The sequence below is a fragment of the Haemophilus parainfluenzae genome (assembly GCF_900450995.1).
In the GTDB taxonomy this organism is placed as follows: Bacteria; Pseudomonadota; Gammaproteobacteria; order Enterobacterales; family Pasteurellaceae; genus Haemophilus_D; species Haemophilus_D parainfluenzae_O.
In genome coordinates this window covers 289,621-311,068 of record NZ_UGHY01000002.1, presented here as the reverse complement: position 1 = coordinate 311,068, position 21,448 = coordinate 289,621, and the positions used below count along the sequence as shown (strand labels likewise).

Annotated in this window: 15 protein-coding genes, 1 pseudogene and 1 riboswitch; of the genes and pseudogenes, 6 read left to right on the top strand and 10 right to left on the bottom strand. The window is 39.7% G+C overall.

Annotated elements, in window-relative coordinates; genetic code table 11:
- Nucleotides 1–72 precede the first annotated feature (72 nt).
- Nucleotides 73–3,509 (top strand): annotated as a pseudogene (mfd, locus tag DX522_RS01490) (transcription-repair coupling factor).
- Between the two features lie 52 nt (nt 3,510–3,561).
- On the opposite strand, the gene gltS reads toward mfd, so the two are convergent.
- The 5 genes from gltS to queC form a co-directional block, all read right to left on the bottom strand.
- Nucleotides 3,562–4,776, bottom strand: a complete 1,215-nt coding sequence (gene gltS / locus DX522_RS01485) for a sodium/glutamate symporter (RefSeq protein WP_115179573.1) — start codon at nt 4,774–4,776, stop codon at nt 3,562–3,564.
- Nucleotides 4,777–4,812: 36 nt separating this feature from the next.
- Nucleotides 4,813–7,068 (bottom strand): DNA topoisomerase IV subunit A, encoded by a 2,256-nt coding sequence (gene parC, locus DX522_RS01480; RefSeq protein ID WP_115179572.1) that lies wholly within the window; start codon nt 7,066–7,068, stop codon nt 4,813–4,815.
- 11 nt (nt 7,069–7,079) lie between these two features.
- Nucleotides 7,080–8,273 carry a copper-containing nitrite reductase gene (nirK, locus tag DX522_RS01475; RefSeq protein WP_115179571.1) on the bottom strand — a complete coding sequence of 398 codons (1,194 nt, stop codon included), beginning with the start codon at nt 8,271–8,273 and terminating at the stop codon, nt 7,080–7,082.
- A gap of 16 nt (nt 8,274–8,289) precedes the next feature.
- Entirely contained in the window at nt 8,290–10,188 is a 1,899-nt protein-coding gene (gene parE, locus DX522_RS01470) for a DNA topoisomerase IV subunit B (protein WP_115179570.1), read from the bottom strand.
- A 196-nt stretch (nt 10,189–10,384) separates the two neighbouring features.
- Nucleotides 10,385–11,062, bottom strand: a complete 678-nt coding sequence (gene queC, locus DX522_RS01465) for a 7-cyano-7-deazaguanine synthase QueC (protein WP_115179569.1) — start codon at nt 11,060–11,062, stop codon at nt 10,385–10,387.
- A 1-nt stretch (nt 11,063) separates the two neighbouring features.
- Nucleotides 11,064–11,108, bottom strand: a riboswitch (PreQ1 riboswitch).
- Nucleotides 11,109–11,233: 125 nt separating this feature from the next.
- On the opposite strand from queC, the gene DX522_RS01460 reads away from it, so the two are divergent.
- The gene (locus DX522_RS01460; RefSeq protein WP_014065561.1) at nt 11,234–11,377 is read left to right on the top strand and encodes a hypothetical protein; all 144 of its coding nucleotides are present in this window, start codon (nt 11,234–11,236) and stop codon (nt 11,375–11,377) included.
- A 48-nt stretch (nt 11,378–11,425) separates the two neighbouring features.
- Here the strand turns inward: DX522_RS01460 and ribA are convergent, their stop codons facing one another.
- The gene (gene ribA / locus DX522_RS01455) at nt 11,426–12,073 is read right to left on the bottom strand and encodes a GTP cyclohydrolase II (protein ID WP_005696347.1); all 648 of its coding nucleotides are present in this window, start codon (nt 12,071–12,073) and stop codon (nt 11,426–11,428) included.
- A gap of 67 nt (nt 12,074–12,140) precedes the next feature.
- Between ribA and DX522_RS01450 the strand changes: the two genes are divergently transcribed.
- The 3 genes from DX522_RS01450 (at nt 12,141) to DX522_RS01440 (ending at nt 15,504) form a co-directional block, all read left to right on the top strand.
- Nucleotides 12,141–12,866 carry a phosphatase PAP2 family protein gene (locus tag DX522_RS01450; protein WP_049365786.1) on the top strand — a complete coding sequence of 242 codons (726 nt, stop codon included), beginning with the start codon at nt 12,141–12,143 and terminating at the stop codon, nt 12,864–12,866.
- Between the two features lie 145 nt (nt 12,867–13,011).
- On the top strand, nt 13,012–13,929 hold the full coding sequence (gene nagK / locus DX522_RS01445) for an N-acetylglucosamine kinase (protein WP_115179568.1): 918 nt from the start codon (nt 13,012–13,014) through the stop codon (nt 13,927–13,929).
- A 135-nt stretch (nt 13,930–14,064) separates the two neighbouring features.
- The gene (locus DX522_RS01440; protein ID WP_115179567.1) at nt 14,065–15,504 is read left to right on the top strand and encodes an alanine/glycine:cation symporter family protein; all 1,440 of its coding nucleotides are present in this window, start codon (nt 14,065–14,067) and stop codon (nt 15,502–15,504) included.
- Between the two features lie 79 nt (nt 15,505–15,583).
- On the opposite strand, the gene DX522_RS01435 is transcribed toward DX522_RS01440, so the two are convergent.
- The 4 genes from DX522_RS01435 to DX522_RS01420 all read right to left on the bottom strand — a co-directional run bounded on the left by DX522_RS01435 (nt 15,584) and on the right by DX522_RS01420 (nt 19,904).
- Nucleotides 15,584–17,110, bottom strand: coding sequence for a catalase (locus tag DX522_RS01435; RefSeq protein ID WP_115179566.1), 1,527 nt, complete (start codon nt 17,108–17,110; stop codon nt 15,584–15,586).
- A gap of 255 nt (nt 17,111–17,365) precedes the next feature.
- Complete coding sequence (locus DX522_RS01430) at nt 17,366–18,565, bottom strand: Bcr/CflA family multidrug efflux MFS transporter (protein ID WP_115179565.1); 1,200 nt, start codon at nt 18,563–18,565, stop codon at nt 17,366–17,368.
- A 1-nt stretch (nt 18,566) separates the two neighbouring features.
- Complete coding sequence (gene rsuA / locus DX522_RS01425) at nt 18,567–19,265, bottom strand: 16S rRNA pseudouridine(516) synthase RsuA (RefSeq protein ID WP_115179564.1); 699 nt, start codon at nt 19,263–19,265, stop codon at nt 18,567–18,569.
- A 9-nt stretch (nt 19,266–19,274) separates the two neighbouring features.
- Nucleotides 19,275–19,904, bottom strand: coding sequence for a DUF1919 domain-containing protein (locus tag DX522_RS01420; RefSeq protein WP_115179563.1), 630 nt, complete (start codon nt 19,902–19,904; stop codon nt 19,275–19,277).
- Nucleotides 19,905–20,104: 200 nt separating this feature from the next.
- On the opposite strand from DX522_RS01420, the gene DX522_RS01415 reads away from it, so the two are divergent.
- Complete coding sequence (locus tag DX522_RS01415; protein ID WP_115179562.1) at nt 20,105–21,379, top strand: malic enzyme-like NAD(P)-binding protein; 1,275 nt, start codon at nt 20,105–20,107, stop codon at nt 21,377–21,379.
- Nucleotides 21,380–21,448: the final 69 nt, after the last annotated feature.

Here is a 21,448-nt window from a genome sequence, read left to right as displayed (position 1 = left end):
TTGAAAAGTAGAGTGAATTTGCTAAACTAATCAGCTATTCACGCAAAAATGAGATAAAAATTGACCGTACTTATGAAAACAACCTATTTTAATTTTGATATTCCGACTCAGCCCAATGATCATAAAATTCTTGGCAATGTATTAGCGAGTGCAGATACACTTGCTGTTAGTGAAATTGCAGAGCAATACGATGGATTGACTGTGGTTGTGACACCAGATACCAAAAGTGCGGTTCGTTTATCACAAGTTTTACCGGATTTAATTTCTCAGCCCGTTCAGTTTTTTCCTGATTGGGAAACGTTGCCTTATGATTCTTTTTCTCCTCATCAAGAAATTATTTCTTCTCGTTTAAGTGCGCTATTTCATTTGCAAAATACTAAAAAAGGTATCTTTGTTTTACCGATTAGCACATTAATGCAACGTGTGTGCCCGCCGAAATATCTACAGCACAATGTCCTTCTGATTAAAAAAGGTGACCGTCTTGTCATTGAAAAATTGCGATTACAATTAGAGTCAGCAGGATATCGTTCCGTCGAGCTAGTACTAGAACATGGTGAATATGCTGTGCGCGGATCACTTTTAGATCTTTTTCCAATGGGAAGTGCGGTTCCATTTCGCTTAGATCTTTTTGATGATGAAATTGATTCGATTCGTACTTTTGATGTCGATACGCAGCGAACGTTAGATGAAATTCAATCTATTAATTTATTACCTGCACACGAATTTCCAACTGATGAGAAAGGCATTGAATTTTTCCGTACACAATTTAGAGAAACTTTTGGAGAAATTCGTCGCGATCCAGAACATATTTATCAGCAAATCAGTAAAGGCACGCTAATCTCAGGGATTGAATATTGGCAGCCGCTATTCTTTGATGAAATGGCAACATTGTTCGATTACTTACCCGAAAAAACGTTGTTTGTGGATATGGAAACAAATCAAGCACAAGGTGAACGTTTTTATCTTGATGCCAAACAGCGTTATGAGCATCGCAAAGTTGATCCAATGCGCCCTCTTTTGCCGCCAGAACGTTTGTGGCTAAGCATTGATGCGGTAAATCATGCATTAAAAAATTATCCTAAAATTAATTTTAAAGCAGAAAAAGTGCGGTCATCTGTTCGTCAGAAAAATTTAGCGGTGTCCGCATTACCAGCCGTGACCATTCAATCACAGCAAAAAGAACCGTTATCGCAACTTCGTCAGTTTATTGAGCATTTTAAAGGAAATGTTTTATTTTCAGTGGAAACTGAAGGACGACGTGAAACTTTACTGGATTTACTTTCACCATTAAAAATTAAACCAAAACAAATTAAAACCTTATCTGAAGCCAATCAAGACAAGTTTAATCTTTGGGTAAGTCGTCTTGAGCAAGGTTTTATTCTTGATGAGGCTAAATTCGCCGTCATTACTGAACATGAAATTTTAGGCGAGCGAGTACAACAACGCCAGCGTGATAAACGTAAGGCGGTCAATCCAGATACCCTAGTGCGCAATCTGGCTGAATTAAAAATTGGGCAGCCCGTGGTGCACTTAGATCATGGTGTTGGGCGCTATGGTGGCTTAGTGACACTCGATACTGGGGCTTAAAAGCAGAATATTTGCTGATCAATTATGCGAATGAATCCAAACTTTATGTGCCTGTTGGTTCTCTTCATTTAATTAGTTGCTATGTCGGTGGCTCAGATGAAACTGCACCATTACATAAATTAGGTAATGAATCGTGGGCGAAAACGCGTCAAAAAGCCGCAGAAAAAATTCGTGATGTGGCCGCTGAATTACTTGATGTATATGCCCAACGAGAAGTGAAAAAAGGCTTTGAGTTTAAATATGATCGTGAGGAGTTCCAGCAGTTTGCTGCAACCTTCCCGTTTGAAGAAACACACGATCAAGCCATGGCGATTAATGCCGTCATTTCGGATATGTGTCAACCAAAAGCGATGGATCGTTTGGTTTGTGGTGATGTGGGCTTTGGAAAGACTGAAGTGGCGATGCGCGCCGCATTTTTGGCGGTCATGAACCATAAACAAGTCGCCGTATTGGTTCCAACAACCTTGTTAGCTCAACAGCATTACGAGAATTTTAAAGATCGTTTTGCTAATCTGCCAGTTAATGTAGAAGTACTTTCTCGCTTTAAAACAGCCAAAGAGCAAAAACAAATCTTAGAAAATTTAGCCGAAGGAAAAGTCGATATTCTGATTGGAACCCATAAATTGATTCAATCCGATGTGAAGTTTTCTGATCTTGGCTTACTCATCATTGATGAAGAACATCGCTTTGGTGTGGGACAGAAAGAGAAAATTAAACAACTTCGAGCGAATATTGATATTTTAACGCTTACCGCAACACCAATTCCTCGAACTTTGAATATGGCAATGAATGGTATTCGCGATCTTTCTATTATTGCGACACCACCGGCTCGCCGAGTGAGTATCAAAACGTTTGTTCGTCAGAAAGATGATTTAATTATTCGTGAAGCGATTCTGCGTGAGATTTTACGTGGTGGGCAAGTTTATTATTTGCATAATGATGTGGCGAGTATTGAAAATACGGCTGAAAAACTGACCGCACTTGTACCGGAAGCTAGAGTCGTCATTGGTCATGGTCAAATGCGAGAACGCGAACTTGAGCGTGTGATGAGTGATTTTTATCATCAACGTTATAACGTTTTAGTCTGTTCCACCATTATTGAAACAGGGATTGACGTACCAACGGCAAATACGATCATCATTGAACGTGCAGATAATTTTGGTTTAGCTCAGCTTCACCAGCTGCGTGGGCGAGTGGGACGTTCTCACCACCAAGCTTATGCCTATTTGCTTACACCGCCGCCGAAGTTAATGACGAAAGATGCAAAACGTCGTTTAGAGGCATTAGAAAGTTTAGATAACTTAGGTGCAGGTTTCATTCTTGCGACGCACGATTTAGAAATTCGCGGTGCAGGTGAATTATTGGGGAATGAGCAAAGTGGACAAATTGAGAGCATCGGTTTTTCACTTTATATGGAATTACTTGATGCGGCAGTTAAAGCCTTAAAAGAGGGAAGAGAACCTTCATTAGAAGAGATTACACATCAGCAAGCTGAAATTGAGCTACGTGTTCCAGCTTTATTACCAGATGACTATCTTGGTGATGTGAATATGCGTTTGTCGTTCTATAAACGCATTGCAGCAGCGGAAAGTAAACAAGAGTTAGATGAATTAAAAGTTGAATTAATCGATCGCTTTGGCCTATTACCTGAAGCAACTAAAAATCTTTTACAAATTGCTGAAATGCGTTTAATGGTGAAACCATTAAAAGTACTGAAAATCGATGCAGGGGCTCAAGGGGGCTTTATTGAATTTTCACCTTCAGCAAAAGTTGATCCTGAAAAATTCATCAAATTAATTCAACAAAATCCAATTGTTTATCGCTTTGATGGTCCATTAAAATTTAAGTTTGTGAAAGCACTTCCAGAAAACAAAGAGCGGCTAGAATTTGTGATGGGTTTGGTGAAGACGCTTACTGAGTAGCAAGTAAATAAAAAGGCTGACAAAATGTCAGCCTTTCTTTTTTTACGTTTGATTAGTGAAGCGCTTCAACAACGCTTAAGAACATTTTTAAGATACCGGCGTTTAATAAGTCGATAAAGAATGCCCCTACCATTGGTACGATTAAGAACGCTTTGTGAGATGGTCCGAAACGACTGGTAATTGCTTGCATGTTAGCAACGGCTGTTGGTGTTGCACCTAGACCGAAACCACAGTGACCCGCACTTAATACAATCGCATCATAATCTTTACCCATCATACGGTATGTGACGTAGATAGCGAAGAAAGCCATGAAGACAACTTGAACTGCTAAGATAACTAATACATCTGTTGCAAGACCTGCTAATTCCCAAAGTTTGAGAGACATCAAAGCAATCGCTAAGAAGATAGATAAACCTACGCTACCTAATACGTCAATCGCTGAATCAGCCACTTGGAATTTGAATAAGTGGGTTAAGCTGTTACGAATGATTACACCTGTAAATAAACACCATACGAATGTTGGTAATTGAATGTGTGTACCTTTTGTTAAGCCATCTAAATATTGACCGATGAGTAAACATAAAGAAAGCATCGCGATGGTTTCAATGATTGAGCGTGCGTTCACTTTACGTTTATAAGTTGGGTGCTCAAATGCTTCTTGTACGTCATCTATTTCATCATTCTCTGGATTTTCACCTTGTTTTTGATGATTTAATAAATAACGAGATACTGGGCCACCTAAGATACCACCAAAGACTAAACCGAATGTGGCACATGCCATGGCGATTTCTGTTGCAGCCGGCAGATTAAATTCTTTAGTGAATGTTTCTGCCCATGCCGCACCTGTACCATGACCACCGGTTAGGGTAACTGAACCTGCAAGTAAACCATAAGCAGGATCGATGCCTAATAATTGAGTGCCTAAAATACCGATGACATTTTGGCAAACAATGAGTATTCCAGCAGCGAGTAAGAAGATAACTAATGGTTTTCCGCCTTTAATTAAGCGAGAAAAGTTTGCACTTAAACCGATAGAGGAGAAGAATACTAACATCATCGATGTTTGTAAGCTTTTCTCAAATGTGAATGAAGTGCCATTTACTTTGTATAAAATGGTTAAGGCAATAGCCACAATAAAGCCACCAACAACAGGCTCAGGGATATTGAATGTTTGTAAAACGCGAATACGTTTTACTAGAAAATAACCGAGTAATAATACAAAGCTTGCTAAAGCAAGAGTTTGATAGGTATCAAAAACAATATTCACGAAATATCCTCCTATTTAGTTTGGTTTCGAGAGTTCTTATGAGTTGTGTCCGGGTTCAACTACCACAATATCAACATTGCTATGTAATCCTCGTGGTAATTGGGAGCCTTTTCTGCCGCGTTCCGCTCGGAATTTTTGCAGATCTTCCGGTTTTAATGTGATTTTTCGTTTACCGGAATGGAACTCAAGGCTAGCTTGCTCTGAAATTAAGAACAATTTCACCAATAATTCTGACCGCGCTTTTGCATTCGCTGCTGGAATACTGATGATTTTGTTGCCTTTTCCTTTTGATAATACCGGTAAATCCCGTACCGGAAAAATCAGCATTCGCCCCGCTGAAGTGAGGGACACAAGAAGTGAGGCCGACTCGGAAAGTATCTCAGGTTTCAAGACTTTCGCATTTTCTGGCAAAGAAATCAAGGCTTTTCCAGCTTTATTACGTGCAATTAAGTCTTCAAATTTGCAAATAAAACCGTATCCTGCATCTGATGCCATCAATAATTCTTGTTTTTCAGGTTCCATAATAACCTGTTCAATGGTTGCGCCTACAGGTAACGTGAGTTTACCGGTGAGCGGTTCACCTTGTGAACGCGCAGAAGGCAAGCTTAATGGATCTAAAGCGTAGCTACGACCAGTGCTGTCAATAAAGATTACCGGTTGATTGCTTTTACCACAAGCGTGCGCCAGATATTTATCGCCTGCTTTGTAGCTTAATCCTGCCGGATCAATGTCGTGACCTTTTGCACAACGAACCCAGCCCATTTCAGATAAGATGACGGTAACAGGTTCAGCCGGAGTCATTTCACTTTCAGAAATCGCTTTCGCCTCTTCACGTTCAACTAATTGAGACATTCTAGGGCTGGTGTATTTTTTTGCGTCTTCTTGAATTTCTTTTTTGATCAAAGTATTTAGGCGACGCTCAGATCCTAAAATTAACTCTAAATTTGACCGCTCTTCTTCGAGTTTATCTTTTTCAGCTTGTAATTGATGTTCTTCTAATTTGGCTAAATGGCGCAAACGTAAGTTTAAAATGGCTTCTGCCTGTTCATCACTTAAGTTAAAGCGAGCCATTAAAACTTGTTTAGGTTCATCCTCAGTACGAATGATCTCAATTACTTCATCAATATTGAGGAAGGCAATCATCAAACCATCTAAAATGTGTAAACGAGCGAGTACTTTATCTAAACGATGTTGTAAACGGCGTGTCACGGTAGTACGACGGAATGTCAGCCATTCTGTGAGGACTTGAAGTAAGCCTTTCACGGCAGGTTTATGATCAAGCCCGATCATATTCATATTCACACGATAGCTTTTTTCGAGATCGGTTGTCGCAAATAAATGCGCCATCAAGGCATCCGTGTCAACGCGATTTGAACGAGGGACAAGCACGATACGCACAGGATTTTCATAATCTGCTTCATCACGAATATCTTCCACCATTGGCAATTTTTTCGCGGTCATTTGCTCAGCAATTTGTGCAATGATTTTTGATGGTGAAGATTGATGAGGAAGTGCGCTAATGATGATTTCACTATCTTCTTTATGCCATGTCGCACGCATTTTGATGGAACCACGACCGGTTTCATACATTTTGCGAATATCATCTTTTGGCGAAATAATTTCCGCTTCAGTTGGGAAATCAGGGCCTTGAATGATATTGAGTACATCATCTAATCCTGCTTTTGGATTATCTAATAGCAGGACAGCAGCATCCGCCACTTCATTAATATTGTGTGGTGGAATATCCGTTGCCATCCCGACAGCAATCCCGGTGGTGCCGTTTAAGAGAATATGAGGCAAACGAGCAGGTAAATATTGTGGTTCTTCTAAGGTGCCATCAAAGTTTGGTTGGAAATCAACAGTGCCTTGACCTAGTTCAGATAATAGAATTTCAGAAATTTTGGACAGGCGAGATTCCGTATAACGCATTGCCGCGAATGATTTAGGATCATCTGGCGCCCCCCAGTTTCCTTGCCCATCCACTAAAGGATAACGGTAAGAAAAGGGCTGAGCCATTAATACCATGGCTTCATAACAGGCAGAGTCACCGTGTGGGTGGAATTTACCCAACACATCACCGACGGTACGGGCGGATTTTTTAAATTTCGCAGCGGCGTTTAAACCTAGTTCAGACATTGCATAGACAATACGACGTTGAACAGGCTTTAAGCCATCTCCAATAAAAGGCAATGCACGATCCATAATGACGTACATTGAATAATTAAGGTAAGCCTTTTCTGTAAAGGTGCGAAGTGGCATCTGCTCGATGCCTTCGTAGTTAATATTGCTCATATTCTTCTAATTTATTTTCTTGTTGCACCGGAGTTCGCATCAGAATGTTCGTGATGAGAATGTCCCATATCCATTCCTTTGTGACTGTCAATTTCGTAAGGAACGGGTTGTGGTTTTTGTGGGTTAGTTTCTTTAAAGGCTTCGTCTTTTAGTTTTCCAGAATAAATATTCGGATTTTTTTCACCTTCAACCACAATATGTCCCATTGTGCCTTTATTTACTGCGCGGAAAATGGAGTGATCCATAAAGACATAAGTACCCGGTACATCAATTCGAGTTTCCACCATGGTGGCACTGCCAGATGGAATCAAGGTAGTTTGAACATTGTGATTAACAAGCGTACCGCCTTCCACATATACATTGTCAAATACCGCACCAATCAAGTGGAAAGAAGAACATAAATTTGGCCCAGCATTTCCTACGAATAGACGAATGGTTTCACCGGTTTTCGCTTTTAAAGCATTTCCATCCATGGTTGCGCCGACTTTACCGTTGAAGAGAACATATTCAGGACGTTCATCAATGGCTTTTTGCATACTGAATGGTTGCAAGCCAGGATCACCAAACTCGCCTTTGGTATAGAATTCACTTTGCATAATGTAAAATTCGCGATCCACTTTTGGTAAACCTTCTTTTGGCTCAACTAAAACTAAACCATACATCCCCTTGGCAAGATGAATATCCACAGGTTGACTGCCACAGTGGTATAGATAAATCCCCGAACGTAACGCTCTAAATTGGAAGGTGGATGTGCGTGTTGGTGGCGTTTCACTCGCAATAGCACCACCCATTGGCACAGCGGCAGCATGGAAATCGATACTGTGCGGCATCATTGAACTCGCTGAGTTGGAAAGTTGAACTTCCACCATATCGCCTTCGCGTACACGAATGAATGGCGCAGGCACGCTACCATTTAATGTCCAAAATTTAAATTGCACGCCATCCATTAAATCCATAGTTTGTTCAAGTGCGGTCAGTTTTACCACGACTTTTGCAGGATAGTTACGTTCAATCGGTTTTGGCACATTGGGCGCGAGCGTCAATTCTGCTTCAATCTCAGGTAAATTTTCAACTGCAGTAGCTGCCACATTTGAGGCTTTTTCTTCCGCTTGAGCAGAAGGAATGAAACTAAAACCTGCACCTAATGTAATCGTTGCTAAGCCTAATGCGCTGTTTCTAAAAAAATCTCGACGTTGTTCGTTCATGATTGACCTCAAATAATTAAACGGCTAAATCCACTTGGTCGCCATTGGTTTGTAACCAATTTTTGCGATCTTCCGCTCGTTTTTTGGCGAGTAACATATCCATTAATTCTAATGTTTCTGCCCCTTGATCTTCGCCTAGCTCATAGGTTAATTGAACTAAACGACGTGTATTCGGATCCATGGTGGTTTCACGTAATTGTGACGGATCCATTTCACCCAAACCTTTGAATCGTTGTACGTTTAAGGTACCTTTTTTACCTTTTAAGCGTTCTAAAATCGCTTCTTTTTCGTTTTCATCTAAGGCATAAAAGACTTCTTTACCTAAGTCGATACGATAGAGTGGTGGCATTGCCACATAAACGTGCCCATCTTGCACTAATTTCGGGAAATGACGTAAAAAGAGTGCACAAAGTAGGGTGGCAATATGCAAACCATCAGAGTCCGCATCGGCTAAAATACAGACTTTACCGTAACGAAGCTGAGATAAGTCTTCATTGTCAGGATCGATACCAAGCGCCACAGCAATATCATGAATTTCCGTTGAACCAAGCACCTGATCGCTGGCTACTTCCCAAGTATTTAAGATTTTTCCACGCAATGGTAGGATTGCTTGATATTCACGATCTCGCGCCTGTTTGGCTGAGCCGCCCGCAGAGTCACCTTCTACTAAGAATAATTCGGTTTTTTCTAAATTTTGTGATGCACAATCGGCTAATTTGCCCGGTAGAGCAGGGCCACTCACTAATTTTTTACGCACGACTTTTTTGGCTGCATTTAAACGACGTTGTGCAGAGCTAATGGCCATTTCAGCTAAGCGATCCGCATCTTGTACGTTTTGATTCAACCATAAACTGAAGGCATCTTTTAAAACACCTGCAACAAAGACCGCACTTTGACGGGAAGATAAGCGTTCTTTGGTTTGGCCGGCAAATTGGGCATCTTGCATTTTGAGTGAAAGAATGTAAGCACAGCGATCCCAAATGTCGTCTGCGGTTAATTTCACGCCGCGTGGTAATTTATTGCGGAATTCGCAATATTCAGTCATGGCATTAAGCAAGCCTTGGCGAAGACCATTTACGTGTGTTCCGCCTTGTACTGTTGGAATCAAGTTTACATAGCTTTCAGCAATAAGCTCGCCACCTTCAGGTAACCATAATAATGCCCAGCTTACCGCTTCTGTGGATCCTTTAAATTCACCGACAAAAGGTTTTTCAGGCAAGGTTTCAAAACCATTTACCGCTTCGGTTAAGTAATCGGATAAACCATCTTGATAGCACCACACATCTTCGGTGTTATTCACTTTATCGACAAATTTAATTTCTAAGCCTGAACAAAGTACGGCTTTGGCACGTAATAAGTGGCGTAAACGGCTAACAGAAAAATTCTTGCTATCGAAATATTTTGGATTCGGTTTGAAGTGAACGGTGGTGCCGGTTGTTCGTCTGCCACAAGTCCCAATGACTTCTAATTCTTCTACTTTTGTGCCATTTTCAAAGGCAATTTTATACACTTCACCGTTACGTTTAACTTGAATATCTACGCGTTCAGAAAGGGCATTGACGACAGAAATCCCCACCCCGTGTAAACCACCGGCAAACTCATAGTTTTTATTCGAGAACTTACCGCCAGCGTGAAGCTTGGTTAAGATGACTTCCACACCAGAAACTCCTTCAGTCGGGTGAATATCCACTGGCATCCCGCGTCCATTATCAATGACTTCAAGCGATTGATCCGCGTGTAAAATCACTTTAACTTTGGTGGCAAAACCTGCAAGGGCTTCATCCACACTGTTATCAATAACTTCTTGTGCAAGATGATTTGGACGGGTAGTGTCCGTGTACATACTGGGGCGAATTTGCACTGGTTCGAGATCTTTTAGAACCGTAATTTCTTGAGCAGAATAATTTGTAGTCATTTTTAAAATTAGTTACTTATTTATAAAAAAATTAACGTGATTTTATCAAAAAATGATGCGTTTATAAAATCAAAGATGAGAAAAGATAAGGATACTATATCAAGTAAAAGTGCAGTCAAAATTTGACGTGAATTTTGACCGCACTTTGGATTTATTTAAACCTATTTAATCTGTTATGGGTTGAGTTATCGAGATGCTAAGCTTTTGCTTTTGTTGCTAAATATTCCTGCAAGCCTTTATCTCTCAATTTACAGCTCGGGCATTCTCCACAGCCACCTTCAACACCTTCATAGCAAGTGTGAGTATGCTGACGAACATAATCTAACGCACCTAATTCATCAGCTAATGCCCAGGTTTGTGCTTTGGTGAGATACATTAGCGGTGTTTTTAAATTGAATGGGTAATCCATGGCTAAATTAAGGGTGACATTCATGGATTTGATAAACACATCGCGACAATCCGGATAGCTACTGAAATCTGTTTCACATACGCCTGTGATAATGTCATTAATACCTTGTCCTTTTGCATAAATTGCCGCATATAATAAGAAGAGCGCATTTCGGCCATCCACAAAGGTATTAGGTAATTCACCGTCTTTTTGCTCAATATCAGCGTTTGCATCCATTAAGGCGTTGTGGGTGATAGATTTGATGAAGGACGTATCAATCAACGTTTGTTTTACACCGAGATCCTGAACGATCCAACGGGCTTTTTCTAATTCAATGGCATGACGTTGGCTGTATTGAAAGGTGACGGTTTCGACATTTTCCACGCCATATTCAGCGATGGCTTGAATTAAACAGGTTGTTGAATCTTGTCCACCAGAGAAGATCACAAGGGCTTTACGATTGTGATTAGGATTTGAAATATTCATAGGATACCTAGTTTTTTTATGTAGGAGGTTTGCGAACTACAAGGTTAAAAATGAGGCGGTATTGTAGAAGTCAAAGATAAATTTTGCAAGAAAAGGACTAATTTAAGCAGGAAAAAGTGGAGAAAATTGTGATACAATTCTGGTAAGCTAGTTTTAAAAAAGGTAAATACAATGAAAAAATTAATTCTTATTGTTATCGGTGCATTAGTGATTTCAGCTTGCGCAAATAAAGATGTTTATTTTAATGGTTCGGAAGGATCTCATTCAGGCATGAAATTTGATAAAGACACTCGTCATTGGGGCGTTAATCAATAATTGTTTTGATAAAAGAAAAGCCATACAGTTAGTTGTATGGCTTTTTTGTTAAATCACTTCTTCTTGGCAATGTGGGCAAGTCATTAAATGTTCTTCATTATTGTGCACAATATAATGGCCCATTTTTTTTGCTTTAGTATCAAGATATTTCGTATTGTAACGGTTTTCACCTACATTCAACGGTACACGTTCTACGATATTAATTCCCGCTTTTTTCATGGTTTCTACTTTTTGCGGGTTGTTTGTCATCAAGCGAACTTGCTTCACACCTAATAATTCAAACATATCGGCACACACATTAAAGTTACGCTCATCAGCTTTAAAGCCTAATGCAAGGTTGGCTTCAATCGTATCCATGCCTTGATCTTGTAATGAATAAGCACGAATTTTGTTAATTAACCCAATGCCACGACCTTCTTCACGATGATAGATCAACACACCTCGACCTGCTTCGCTAATTTGACGTAATGCGGCTGCAAGCTGGAAACCACAATCGCATTTTAAACTGTGTAACGCATCACCCGTTAAGCATTCAGAATGAATACGGGCGAGTACAGGCTCATCTTGGTTTGAAATATCACCCATCACTAAAGCGACATGTTCTTTTTTTGTATCGGGAAATTCAAATCCGACCATTTTAAATATGCCATATTCGGTAGGTAAATTGGCTTGAGCAACCAGTTGGATTTTTGACATAACGTATCCTTTTTTCAACTTTATTCTGCTAAAATGTGCACTTTATTTTTATTATCAAGAGGCAACAATGTTTAAAAGGCTGTCATTATATACGTTATTCCTTTGTCTTGTACCATTTTTTGTTTGGGGTTTTGCTTATCATTGGCATGGAAACAACCAATTAATGGAATGGGATTATTGGCTTTATCTTTTAACCGAAACAGGTAGCGTACCTTATGCTTTAATTACCTGTGGTGTGTTTGCTTTACTTTTCCGTTTTCTTTTTGAAAACCGTAAACAGTGGATTATGGGGGTGATTGTAATGGGTCTGTCGGTATTATCCACACAAGTAATTAAAACAGGTTTAAAAACGGTTTTTGCCGAGCCACGTCCTTTTACCGTCTATTTAGCGGAAAAAACAGAAAGTACAACAGATGCTTTTTATCATCAAGATCGTTCAGAGCGAGCAAAATTAGTCGATAAATTTTATTCTACACAGGCAGATACACCAGCCTGGTTAAAAGCGCATTATGAAGATGAAACGGGTTATTCTTTCCCATCTGGACATTCTATTTTTGCAGCCACTTGGCTAATGTTAGCCGTCGGGTTTAGCCAATTATTAGGGAAACGTTCTTTTAAAGCGGAATTACTGATTGGTGCCATGACCATTTGGGGCGTATTAATGTTGATTAGCCGCGTACGCCTTGGAATGCATTATCCTATCGATTTATTTGTGGCGATAATTTCGGCGTGGATTGTTCATTTGATTATTTTTGGTTTCTTACAGAAGAAAGGCTTGTTTAACAATAAATAGCATCAAAGACCGGTTTTAGTGATAAAGCCGGTCTTTTTTATTGCTTGTAGAAAATATGATTTTTATCATGGATTTTCATTTTGATTTCAAGGAAAATACAGCCTATATATTCCAATAATTTTGACCGCTCTTTTGAGGAGACAATATGTACTACGGTATTGATATCGGTGGCACAAAGATTGAATTAGCCGCTTTTAATGAAAAATTAGAAAAACTTTATACCGAGCGCGTGCCAACGCCACAGACAGATTATCAAGATTGGTTACAGGCAATCAAAACTTTAGTAGAACGAGCAGATGCGCACTTTGGCGAAAAAGGCACAGTAGGTCTTGGGTTACCAGGATTTGTTAATTTAACAACTGGACTTGCTGAAGTAACGAATATTCGTGTCGCAGATAATAAGCCCATTTTAGCCGATCTTGAACGCGTTTTAGATCGTGAAGTGCGGGCAGAAAATGATGCAAATTGTTTTGCGCTATCTGAAGCTTGCGATGAGGAAAATACTCAACATCCTTCTGTATTAGGGCTTATTTTGGGTACTGGCTTTGGTGGTGGTTTTGTGATTAATGGCAAAATTCACTCAGGTCAAGTCGGGATGGCAGGGGAGTTAGGCCATCTTCAATTAAATTATCATGCCTTAAAATTATTAGGCTGGGATAAAGCGCCAATTTACCAATGTGGTTGTGGCAACCAGGCCTGTTTAGATACGTATATTTCTGGTCGCGGCTTTGAAATGTTGTACCGTGATTTAAAAGGGGAAGAGTTATCAGCCAAAGATATTATCGATCGCTTTTATGCGAAAGAGGAAAGTGCGGTTGATTTTGTTCGTATTTTTGTTGAATTAGCGGCTATTTCTATCGGCAACATTATCACTGCATTTGATCCGCATATGATTGTGCTCGGTGGTGGTTTATCGAATTTTGATTATCTCTATGAAGCGTTACCAAAAGCATTGCCACCTCATTTAATGCGTAGTGCGAAAGTGCCACCAATCAAAAAAGCAAAACATGGTGATTCTGGTGGAGTGCGTGGTGCTGCAGCATTATTTTTAAACCGTGAATAGATTTAATCTAAAAATACAGTGAAAATTTGAATAACTTTTATATTATAGGAAAATAATCCAGTTTTTCTTTAAGAAAGCTGGATTTTTTCTTTTGTCTCTCTACAATCAGAATATTAATTTTTTAGTGAGGTTTTTATGCTGACAGAATTTGGGAACAGGATTGAGCAAGGATTGACATGGGTTATCGAACATTTTGATGAGCCATTATGGAATATCACCATTGTTATTTTATTAGGTGTAGGTCTATTTTTTACCATTACTACAGGTTTAGTACAGCTACGTCTTTTCCCTACAAGTATACGCGAAATGTGGTTTGGACGTGCGGCGGAAGGTAATTCTTTAACGCCATTTCAAGCTTTTGCAACAGGATTAGCCAGCCGAGTTGGCGTAGGTAATATCAGTGGAGTAGCAACAGCCATTGCGCTTGGTGGTGAAGGTGCGGTGTTCTGGATGTGGGTAACGGCATTTATTGGAATGTCGAGTGCTTTTGCGGAATCTACCTTAGCACAGATATTCAAAATTCAAGATAAAGATGGCTCTTTCCGTGGTGGCCCTGCTTACTATATTACACAAGGTTTAAAATCACGTTGCTTAGCGGTAGCGTTTGCAGTATCACTTATTTTTACTTTTGGTTTTGCATTTAATTCAGTGCAAGCAAACTCAATCGTAGAAGCGACTAAAAACGCTTGGGATTGGCAAGGTGAATATGTTGGTCTTGTTTTAGTGGTATTAACTGCCATCATTATTTTTGGTGGTGTGAAACGTATTGCGACCATTTCTAGTAGCATAGTACCGATGATGGCACTCTTTTATTTAATTATGGCGGTAATTATCTTGGGCATGCATATTGATATGATCCCGACGGTAATCACCAACATTTACAAAAGTGCCTTTACTTTCCAATCTACAGCTGGTGGAATGTTTGGTGCTTTAGTATCTAAAGCTATGATGATGGGGATTAAGCGCGGATTATTCTCTAATGAAGCGGGGATGGGGTCTGCACCAAATGCCGCCGCCGCTGCTCATGTAAAACACCCGGTTAGCCAAGGTTTAGTGCAAATGCTTGGTGTATTTGTAGATACTATGATCGTCTGTACTTGTACTGCGGTGATTATTCTGCTTTCTGATAATTATGGTAGCGAAACATTAAAAAGTATTTCCTTAACACAAAACGCATTGCGTTATCATGTTGGCGACTTTGGTGTGCATTTCTTGGCTTTCATTTTATTGCTTTTCGCTTATTCCTCTATCATTGGTAACTATGCTTATGCGGAAAGTAACATTCGCTTTATTAAAAATAAAGCGTGGTTTGTATGGTCGTTCCGTTTGGCTGTCTTATTCTTTGTTTATTTTGGCTCAGTAAAATCGGGCAATGTGGTATGGAATTTTGCAGATACCGTGATGGCAGTGATGGCTATTATCAACTTAGTCGCGATTGTTTTACTTTCCCCAATTGTGTGGAAGTTAATGAAAGACTATCAGTGTCAATTAAAAGAAGGAAAAGAGCCTGAATTTAAAATTGACCTCTATCCTGAAATTAAAAAGCGTGTTTTAGAGCATCGAATTTGGAAATAAGCATTTAATGAAATATGAAAGGCGGGGAATTCCCGCCTTTATTTTTAGATTTAAAATCTGTTTATAAAATTAACCGCACTTATAACAATCCGCCTTGACCTAATGCTGGGTCAGTTTCACGTGCTTTTAATGCATCTTCAACTGTTAAGCCCAATGTTTTTGCAACGCCTTCACCATATGCAGGATCACACCAGTGACAGTTACGGATATGACGATATTTAATGAAATCAGGTGCATCGCCCATTGCAGCCGCAGTATTGTTGAACAATGCTTGTTTTTGCTCTGGATTCATTAAGTTAAATAATGCACGCGGTTGGCTGAAGTAATCATTATCATCGTTACGATAATCCCAGTGTGCTGCATCTCCGTTGATACGAAGTGGTGGTTCAGCAAAGTCTGGTTGTTGTTGCCATTGGCTGAAGCTGTTTGGTTCATAGTGCGGTAAGCTACCGTAGTTGCCATCTACACGGCCTTGGCCATCACGTTGGTTGCTATGAACAGGGCAACGTGGACGGTTTACTGGAATTTGACGGTAGTTTACACCTAAACGGTAACGTTGTGCATCCGCATAGTTGAATAAACGAGCTTGTAACATTTTATCTGGGCTTGCGCCGATACCTGGAACTAAATTACTTGGTGCAAATGCAGATTGTTCTACATCAGCAAAGAAGTTTTCTGGGTTACGGTTCAACTCAAATTCACCCACTTCAATTAACGGATAATCTTTTTTCGGCCATACTTTTGTCAAGTCGAATGGATGATAAGGTACTTTTTCCGCATCTGCTTCTGGCATAATTTGTACAAATAGCGTCCATTTCGGGAAGTCGCCACGTTCAATTGCTTCGTATAAATCACGTTGGTGACTTTCGCGGTCATTTGCAATCACTGCTGCCGCTTCTGCATCAGTTAAGTTTTTAATACCTTGTTGAGTATGGAAATGGAATTTTACCCAGAAACGTTCACCAGCTTCATTCCAAAAACTATAAGTATGTGAACCATAACCATGCATATGACGATAGCTTGCAGGAATACCACGATCACTCATTACAACGGTTACTTGGTGTAATGCTTCTGGTAATAATGTCCAGAAATCCCAGTTGTTCGTTGCTGAACGCATATTAGTGCGAGGATCACGTTTTACCGCTTTGTTTAAGTCTGGGAATTTACGTGGATCACGTAAGAAGAACACAGGGGTGTTATTACCCACTAAGTCCCAGTTACCTTCCTCGGTATAGAATTTTAATGCAAAACCGCGAATATCACGTTCAGCATCAGCAGCACCACGTTCACCCGCAACAGTGGTAAAGCGTGCGAACATTTCTGTTTTTTTACCCACTTCACTAAAAATTTTTGCACGAGTATATTTAGTAATATCGTGTGTGACAGTAAAGGTACCAAATGCACCAGAACCTTTTGCGTGCATACGACGCTCTGGAATAACTTCGCGTACGAAATCAGCTAATTTTTCGTTAAGCCATAAATCTTGTGAAAGTAATGGACCACGCGGACCTGCAGTTAAACTGTTTTGATTGTCCGCCACAGGGGCGCCATTTCCCATAGTTAGGTTAGTAGACGATAAATGCGAAAAAGGGCATTGAGAACTCATTATTAACTCCTTGTATGTATGAAATAAGTAGGGTTGAAATAAATTTCGTAAACATCATACAAAAAGGTTTTAGTGATTAAAATCTATTAAATTAATCAAAATAATCTATTAATTTAAAGAGGGATTGAATTTTGTATCAAATTTCATGAAAGGCTGTTGTATTCGCTTTAAATGACACAAAAATACTAGTCTAACTGAAACAATTACGTCCATTCATATCTAATAATTGCTTATTAGATATGAATAAAATTTTTATTATTTAGTTGAATTGCAATGCCGATAAGTCAGGAAATAGTAAGAGAGGGCTGAAATAACTACGCAAGCTGCCATTGTATAGAGCATTGGTGCTGCTGTTTCCATTTTAAAGCTTGCTACTAGGGAACCCATTACTGCGCCGACACCAAAACGGACACTTCCCATTAATGAGTTTGCAGTACCTGCCATCGTTGGGAATTTTTCTAGAATAGAGGCAGTCGCATTGGAGGAAATTAATGGGTTTTGTCCTACAAAAAATGCTACACCAATTGCCATTGACCAAAAGCCAAAATCAAAAAGTGCGGTTAAAAATAGCCAGATTCCTGAAATAAATTGTACGGCAATACCAATTCGTAACATGGTTTCTGCACCTAGCTTCAATACAAATTTACCATTTAGATAAGATGCAGCGGTCATAATGGCAATATTGATCATAAAGAAATAGCCGAATTGATCGACAGGAATACCATAAATACCGATATAGACAATCGATCCCGCAGTGACGAAGGCAAATAAACCACCAAATCCAAAAGAGGCTGCTGCCATATAACCTAACACTTCTTTTTGTTTAGAAAGCATCATGAAGTTACGGGCAATAATATTAAGGCGCAGGGGAATACGATTTTCTTGTTTATGGGTCTCGGGAATAACGAAAAAGATGAGCAGTGCGGCAAGAAATCCCATCGCGCCAATCACATAAAAGATCATGTGCCAATGGAAAAATTTCACAATATATCCACCAATCACTGGTGCAACAAGCGGTGCAATCATAAAGACAAGTGTAATGGTGGACATGACTCGAGAGAGCTGATCTTTGCTAAATAAATCTCGTAATAAAGCGCCTGAAAGCACAACAGGGGCTGCTCCAAAGAAACCTTGAATGAAACGCAGAACAGTGAAACTGCCAATAGAATGAATGCCTGTTAAAATGATGGATGTGATAGCACCAATAATGACCCCTAATAAAATAATCGGTTTACGACCAAAGCTATCACCAAAAGGCCCCCAGAACAATTGCCCTGCAGCCATACCATAGGCGAAGAATGTCAGCGTGTACTGCACTTGCTCGGAGTCGATATTTAAGTCTTCGGCAATATTTAAAAAGGACGGAATATACATATCCACGCCCAAAGGTGGTAGCATTGAGAGGATGCCGAGCGTGGCGATAAAAATAAAGGTAGGTTTAATATTTTGACTCATATTATTTCACTAAATTGTCGATTTCTTCCTGAGTGAGTGGACGAAATTCGCCTTCTTCTAAGCTTTCATCTAATTCAACGTTGCCAATTCTCCAACGGTGTAGTGCAACGACTTTATTACCAAGTGCAGCAAACATGCGTTTTACTTGATGATAGCGCCCTTCAGAGATAGTCAGATTCACGTTGTAATCATCTAACACTTCAAGTTTTGCTGGCTTAGTTGGTCCTTTTTCGCCACGTAATAGAATGCCTTCTTCACAAGCTGAAGCATAATGGTTCTCAACCGGGTCAGCTAAAGTGACTAAATAGGTTTTCTCACATTGATGTTTTGGTGAGGTAATACGATGTGACCATTGACCATCATCCGTTAATAGCACGAGTCCTGTGGTATCCACATCTAATCGTCCAGCGCTGTGTAACTTGCCAGAAAGAGGCGGTTCAAAGAATTGATAAATAGTTGGATAGTCACCGTCATCATGAGAGCAAACGTAGCCCTGAGGCTTATGCAACATAAAATATTGACCTTCTTCTACCCAAGGCAACAATTCATCCTCAAAATAAATTTCATCTTCTTGGCTTACTTTGATCGCCCCATTTTTCACAATTTCACCGTTAATTTTGACCGCACTTTGGCGAATGGCCTTGGTGGCTTGTGAACGGGTTAAACCACTATTCTCGGCAATAAATTTATCTAATCGCATCGTAAACTCTTATTTTTGATTGAACCAGCTAACGTAATCAAATTGGTCGTAATATTTTTCACCATTCCAACCAGAAAAAGTAAATAAATCACCCACTTCTTCTTCGTTTTCAAAGCCTTTAATGTAGTAAGCGGATTTTAATTCAGGATATGGCTTGTGGGTAAAGACCACTTTGTTTGGATAAGGCAAGTTATCGAAGGCTTGCAGGTCTTCATATTTTGCACCTTTTCCACCATCTTTATCTGTCATCATAATAAACAAGTTATCTAGGTCTAAACGCTGTGAGCGAGCTTCCCACTTTTCCCGAGCCTCTTGTTCGGAGTGATAGTGCATAAAGTGTACTTTAAGATCACCTAATAGACCAACGGGATACGGTTTTTCTGTTTGTATAAATTGAAGCGGTTGTGCTTGATAGAATGTAATGTTCTGTAGATAGCGAACAAAATCGCTTGGGTCTAAATAAAGGTTAACAAACGGAGAATTAAAAGGCTGATTAAGGTCGTGCAAAATAAATGCACCGACACAGTTTGCCGAAATCACAGAGATGCCTTGGTTGGTTAACCGTTTTTGAAAGGTTTTGTTAATCGCTTTCCGTTGTAATTTATTGATGGCGCTTCTAAATTTAGAAAACAAACTCATTATTTATATCCTGTATATTTTTTGCGATATAGTAACGTTTTTGCTTATGAATGTGAAGAAAAGACAAATGTGTGGTCGATTTTACTCATATTTTTGTAATAAATTTGTAAAATTTTTGCGGTATGTCACAAAATTCTGTTTAAAAGAGAGTATAATGGCGCAAATTTTATTTAGCCTAAGTGAAAATGGAGTATTTTTATATGAGCGAACAATTGCGCCAAGCTGCATTAGATTTTCATGAATTCCCAATTCCGGGAAAAATTGCGGTCACCCCAACCAAATCATTAGAAACCCAACATGATTTAGCCCTTGCGTATTCTCCAGGTGTTGCTGAGCCTTGTTTAGAGATTGAAAAAGATCCTTCAGCAGCAAGCCGTTATACTGCACGTGCTAATTTAGTGGCTGTGATTTCAAATGGTACTGCTGTATTAGGTTTAGGAAATATTGGTGCGCTTGCATCAAAACCTGTTATGGAAGGGAAAGGTGTATTGTTCAAAAAATTTGCAGGCATCAACGTATTCGACATTGAAATCAATGAACATGATCCAGATAAATTAATCGATATTATCGCTTCATTAGAACCTACTTTTGGTGGGATTAACCTTGAAGATATCAAAGCACCGGAATGTTTCCACATTGAAAAAGCATTGCGTGAACGCATGGGGATTCCAGTATTCCATGATGACCAACATGGTACTGCCATTATCGTCGGTGCAGCAGCATTAAACGGTTTAGAAATTATTGGTAAAAATATTGCAGATGTTCGCTTAGTAGTAAATGGCGCAGGTGCTTCAGCTATTGCTTGTACTAACTTGCTTCGTGCATTAGGTTTCAAAAAAGAAAATATCATCATGTGTGACTCTAAAGGTGTGATTTACAAAGGCCGTGGCGATAACATGGATGAAACCAAACAATTCTACGCGATTGAAGATAATGGTTGGCGCACATTAGCGGATGCCGTTAAGGGAGCTGATGTGTTCTTAGGTTGCTCTAAAGCAGGTGCATTAAAACCTGAAATGGTGAAAACCATGGCTGAAAATCCATTAATTCTTGCATTAGCTAACCCTGTACCGGAAATTACCCCAGATGAAGCCAAAGCAGTTCGTCCAGATGCGATTGTTTGTACTGGTCGCTCAGACTTTCCAAATCAAGTAAATAACGTACTTTGTTTCCCATTCTTATTCCGTGGTGCATTAGACGTAGGCGCAACAGCGATTAATGAGGAAATGAAATTAGCGGCTTCTCATGCCATTGCGGGTCTTGCGAAAGAACCGGTTCCATTAGAAATTATTGCTAATTATGGTGCGTTATCATTTGGGCCGGATTATGTCATTCCGACTCCGTTCGATCCTCGTTTATTATTTACCGTGTCTTCTGCGGTAGCGAAAAAAGCAATGGAAACAGGTGTGGCAACCCGTCCAATTACCGATTGGGCTGCTTATGAAAAACAATTAAAAGCGTTAGTTGCAGCGTAATTTTACTTTCTCAAAGTGCGGTCAAAAATGATGATGTTTTTAACCGCACTTTGTGTTTTTTTATCTCTC